The following is a 4,523-nucleotide window of genomic DNA, read 5'->3' on the forward strand; positions in this document are numbered from 1 at the left end:
GAATGGCCGAAAACAAGGAGGCCAAGATGGACTTGCGACTGAGACCTTACAAGGGAAAACGCCCGCGATTGGGCAAAGGAGTATATGTAGATCCCTGCGCGACACTGGTGGGCGATATCGAGCTGGCCGATGATGCCAGCATCTGGCCCATGGTGGCGGCACGGGGGGATGTGAACCATATCCGCATCGGCGCCCGCAGCAATATTCAGGATGGCACTGTGCTGCACCTGACTCGCAAGAGTGCTGGCAATCCTGACGGCTATCCGCTGCTGATCGGTAAAGATGTCACGGTCGGTCACAAGGCGATGCTGCACGGCTGCACCATCGGCAACCGGGTGCTGGTCGGCATGGGTGCCATTCTGCTTGATGGCGTCGTGGTTGAAGATGATGTGATGATCGGCGCAGGTTCGCTGGTGCCACCGGGCAAGCGACTCGAATCGGGCTTTCTATATATAGGTAATCCCGTCAAACAGGCTCGCCCGCTCAAGCCGGCCGAGGTCGCCTTCCTCAAAACCTCGGCCGACAATTATGTGCTGCTCAAGGATGAGTATCTGCAAGAGACCTGATAGGGCTGGCAGAAACAGGAAGCCCGGCATGATGCCGGGCTTCGCTTCTTATATAGCTATATAGCAGTGCAAAAACGGCTGACCGGAGATCAGTGGGCCTGATCCCAGTTGTCGCCGGTGCCCGCCTCCACAACCAGCGGCACATCCAGTGCGGCTGCGGCAGACATCTTCTCCTTGATGATGGCGATGTACTCCTCCAGCTTCTCTTCGCGGATCTCGAACACCAGTTCATCGTGTACCTGCATCAGCATGCGGATCGACTCATCTTCAATCTCTCGGATCCAGCCATCCACGTTGATCATGGCGCGCTTGATGATGTCGGCAGCCGTACCCTGCATCGGCGCGTTGATGGCGGCCCGTTCGGCTGCCTTGCGCAGACCGGCGTTGCGGGACTTGATATCCGGCAGATATAAACGACGGCCAAACAGGGTCTCGACATAACCCTGGGCTTCCGCCTGCTGGCGGGTACGCTCCATATACTCCAGCACGCCCGGGTAGCGTTCGAAGTAGAGATCCATGTACTTCTGCGCCTCGGCACGGCCGATACCCAACTGCTTGGCCAGACCAAAGGCACTCATGCCATAGATGAGGCCGAAGTTGATCGCCTTGGCACTGCGGCGCATATCGGTGGTGACCGCATCGAGCGCTACGCCGAACACCTCGGCGGCAGTCGCCTTGTGGATGTCCTTGCCCTCGGCAAAGGCGGTCAGCAGCCCCTTGTCACCGGAGAGGTGCGCCATGATGCGCAGCTCGATCTGGGAGTAGTCCGCCGCCACCAGCTTGTAACCGGCGCTCGGAATAAAGGCCTGACGGATCCGGCGCCCTTGCTCATTGCGCACCGGGATGTTCTGCAGGTTGGGATCAGATGATGACAAACGGCCCGTAGCCGCTACCGCCTGATGATAGGAGGTGTGTACCCGCCCGGTCCGGGGCTTGATCATCAGCGGCAACTTGTCGGTGTAGGTGGACTTGAGCTTGGCCAGCCCACGATGCTCCATCAGCAGTTGCGGCAGCTCGTAGGTCTCCGCCAACTCGGCCAACACCTCTTCTGCGGTGGACGGTGCCCCCTTCGGCGTCTTTTTGATGATCGGCAGGCCCAGCTTGGTGAAGAGGATCTCCCCCAACTGCTTGGGCGAGGAGAGGTTGAACTCCTGTCCAGCCAGCTCATGGGCCTGCTTCTCCAGCTCCGCCAAGCGCAGCTCGATCTCCTGACTCTGCTGGTGCAGCAGCTTGGGATCGATGGTAGTGCCGAGCAACTCCATCCGTGCCAATACCGGCAGCAGCGGCAGCTCGATCTCGCTGAATACCTTGGCGAGGCCAAGCACGGCCTCCAGTTGACCCCACAAGGTCTGGTGCAGACGCAGGGTGATATCGGCATCTTCCGCCGCATAGGGAGCGGCCTGCTCCAGCTCGATCTGGTTGAAGGTGAGCTGTTTCACCCCTTTGCCCGCGATATCTTCAAAGGAGGTGGTCTCGACTCCGAGATAACGCTTGGCCAGCGAATCCATATCGTGACGACTGGCGGTGGAGTTGAGCACATAAGATTCGAGCATGGTGTCGTAGGCGATACCTTGCAGGTCGATGTCGTGGTTGAGCAGCACGTTGCGATCGTATTTGAGATTCTGCCCCACCTTGAGACGGGTCGGATCTTCCAGCAGCGGTTTGAGCTTGCCCAACACCACGGCCTCGCTCAGCTGTACCGGCGCCCCCAGATAGTCATGGCCAAACGGCACATAAGCAGCCTTGCCCGGCTCAACCGCGAAGGAGACGCCGACGATCCGCGCCTCCATATAGTCGAGACTGGTGGTTTCGGTATCGAAGGCAAACAGCGGTGCCGCTTTCAACTGTTCCAGCCAGCCGTCAAACTCGGCTTCGTCCAGAATGCAGCGGTAGTCGGTTTCGATGGCGGCAACCGGAGCGGCGCTCTCATCGCCAGCCTCGTCTTGTCCGGCAATCTCGCTCCCCTCTTCACCACCGGATTCCAGCTCCTTGATCAGGTTGCGCAGCTCGTATTCGCGATAGACCGCCAGCAGGGACTCCTTGTCGACCGGCTTGAGCAACAGCTCTTCCAGACTCTGTTCCAGCTCGACATCGGTCTTGATGGTCGCCAGTCGATAGGAGAGACGAACCTGCTCCTCCTGCTCGCGGAACTTGTCGGCGAACGCCTTGGAGCCACGGAAGCCGAGGGCGGCGACCTTGTCGAGGTTGGCGGCAATCTCGTCGATGCTGCCAATCCCCTGCAGCAGGGCCAGCGCGGTCTTCTCGCCGACACCGGTCATGCCGGGAATGTTGTCGACCTTGTCACCCATCAGGGCCAGATAGTCGATGATGAGCTCGGGCGGTACGCCAAACTTCTCGATCACCCCTTCCCGATCGGTCTTCACATCTTTCATGGTGTCGATCAGGGTGACATGGTCGGAGACCAGCTGTGCCATATCCTTGTCACCGGTGCTGATCAGCACCGGCAGCTGCTTCTCGGTCGCCTGGCGGGCCAGGGTGCCGATCACGTCGTCGGCCTCCACCCCTTCCACCATCAGGAAGGGGAAGCCCATCGCCTTGATCATCTGGTGGATCGGGGCGACCTGGCTGCGCAGATCGTCCGGCATGCTGGCGCGGGTCGCCTTGTACTCGGGATAGATGTCGTCGCGGAAGGTCTTGCCCTTGGCATCAAACACCACGGCCACATGACAGTCAGGATATTGCTTGCGCAGGCTGCGCATCATGTTGGCCATGACACGGACGGCGCCGCTCGGCAAACCGGTCGATGTGCGCAGATCGGCCTGCTGGGAGGCGAAGAAGGCGCGGTAAAGATAAGAGGAGCCGTCGACCAGAATAAGGGGGTTGCTAGGGGCCATGAAATCGTCCTGCCAGAGATAAACAGCCGCTAGGATGCCACAGGGCCCCCCTCACACCAAGGGGCGCAGCAACAGCACACAGCGCCTGATAAAGGGTCTCAATCTGTGGATAACTCTGTGTTCAAAAATGGGGCGCATCAGAGCACACAGTGATAAAACTGTGCATAAGAATATAAAAACCCATTAAAAACAATTAATTGAGATCGTAAAAACCGATCGCAAGACAGTTAGAATGATCTCGATCAATGTGGAAAAAGATTTAAGGGAGTAGGTACGGCAGGATCCAAAACGAAACAATCCTAGCACAGCAAGATGACTTGACCAGCGGAGGGCGAGCGATAACCATACAAAAGTACAACAATCCATCCTGGCTCACATTTTCAACAACGAGGAGTTTGCCATGAAAAAAGTGGCCGTGATTTTGAGTGGCTGCGGTGTCTTTGACGGGGCCGAAATCCACGAGGCCGTCATCAGCCTGCTGGCGTTGGCCCGTCAGGGAGCCGCCGTCCAGTGCTTCGCCCCGAACGTGGCGCAGCTCCATGTCATCAACCACCTGACCGGTGAAGTGAGCGAGGGAGAGAGCCGCAATGTGCTGGTCGAAGCGGCCCGCATCTGTCGTGGCCAGATAAAGGATGTGGCCGAGCTGGATGCGGCCGATTACGACGCGCTGCTGGTGCCCGGCGGCTTTGGCGCGGCCAAAAACCTGTGTGACTTCGCTATCAAAGGAGCCGAGTGCCAGATCCAGCCCGATGTGCTGAAAGCGTGCCAGAGCTTTGCCAAAGCCAACAAACCGGCCGCCTATATCTGCATCGCACCCGCCATGATCCCGCTGATCTATGGTGCCGGGACGCTGGCGACCATCGGCCATGACGAGGGTACCGCCAACGCCATCGAGGCGATGGGTGGCAGCCATCTCAACTGCCCGGTCAACGAATTCGTGGTGGATCAGGAGCGCAAGGTGATCTCCACCCCCGCCTACATGCTGGCCAACAACATAGTCGAAGCGGCGGACGGCATCGAGAAGACGGTCAAGCAACTGCTGGCGCTGTAATTCCCATCCCGCCAAAAACAGACGGGCCGCTCATGGAGCGGCCCGTTTTCA

Annotated in this window: 3 protein-coding genes; 2 read left to right on the forward strand and 1 reads right to left on the reverse strand. The window is 59.0% G+C overall.

The annotated features are described in order from the left end of the window. Window positions 1–26: 26 nt before the first annotated feature. A complete protein-coding gene (locus L972_RS00005) occupies window positions 27–566 on the forward strand; it encodes a gamma carbonic anhydrase family protein (protein WP_047434179.1) in 540 nt (179 codons plus the stop codon). A gap of 89 nt (window positions 567–655) precedes the next feature. Here L972_RS00005 and polA read toward each other — a convergent pair whose 3' ends face one another. Continuing rightward, window positions 656–3,421 (reverse strand): DNA polymerase I, encoded by a 2,766-nt coding sequence (gene polA / locus L972_RS00010; protein WP_047434070.1) that lies wholly within the window; start codon window positions 3,419–3,421, stop codon window positions 656–658. Between the two features lie 400 nt (window positions 3,422–3,821). Between polA and elbB the strand changes: the two genes are divergently transcribed. Beyond that, complete coding sequence (gene elbB / locus L972_RS00015) at window positions 3,822–4,472, forward strand: isoprenoid biosynthesis glyoxalase ElbB (protein ID WP_005339556.1); 651 nt, start codon at window positions 3,822–3,824, stop codon at window positions 4,470–4,472. Window positions 4,473–4,523: the final 51 nt, after the last annotated feature.

This window comes from Aeromonas sp. ZOR0001 (genome assembly GCF_000801015.1).
Classification (GTDB): domain Bacteria; phylum Pseudomonadota; class Gammaproteobacteria; order Enterobacterales; family Aeromonadaceae; genus Aeromonas; species Aeromonas veronii.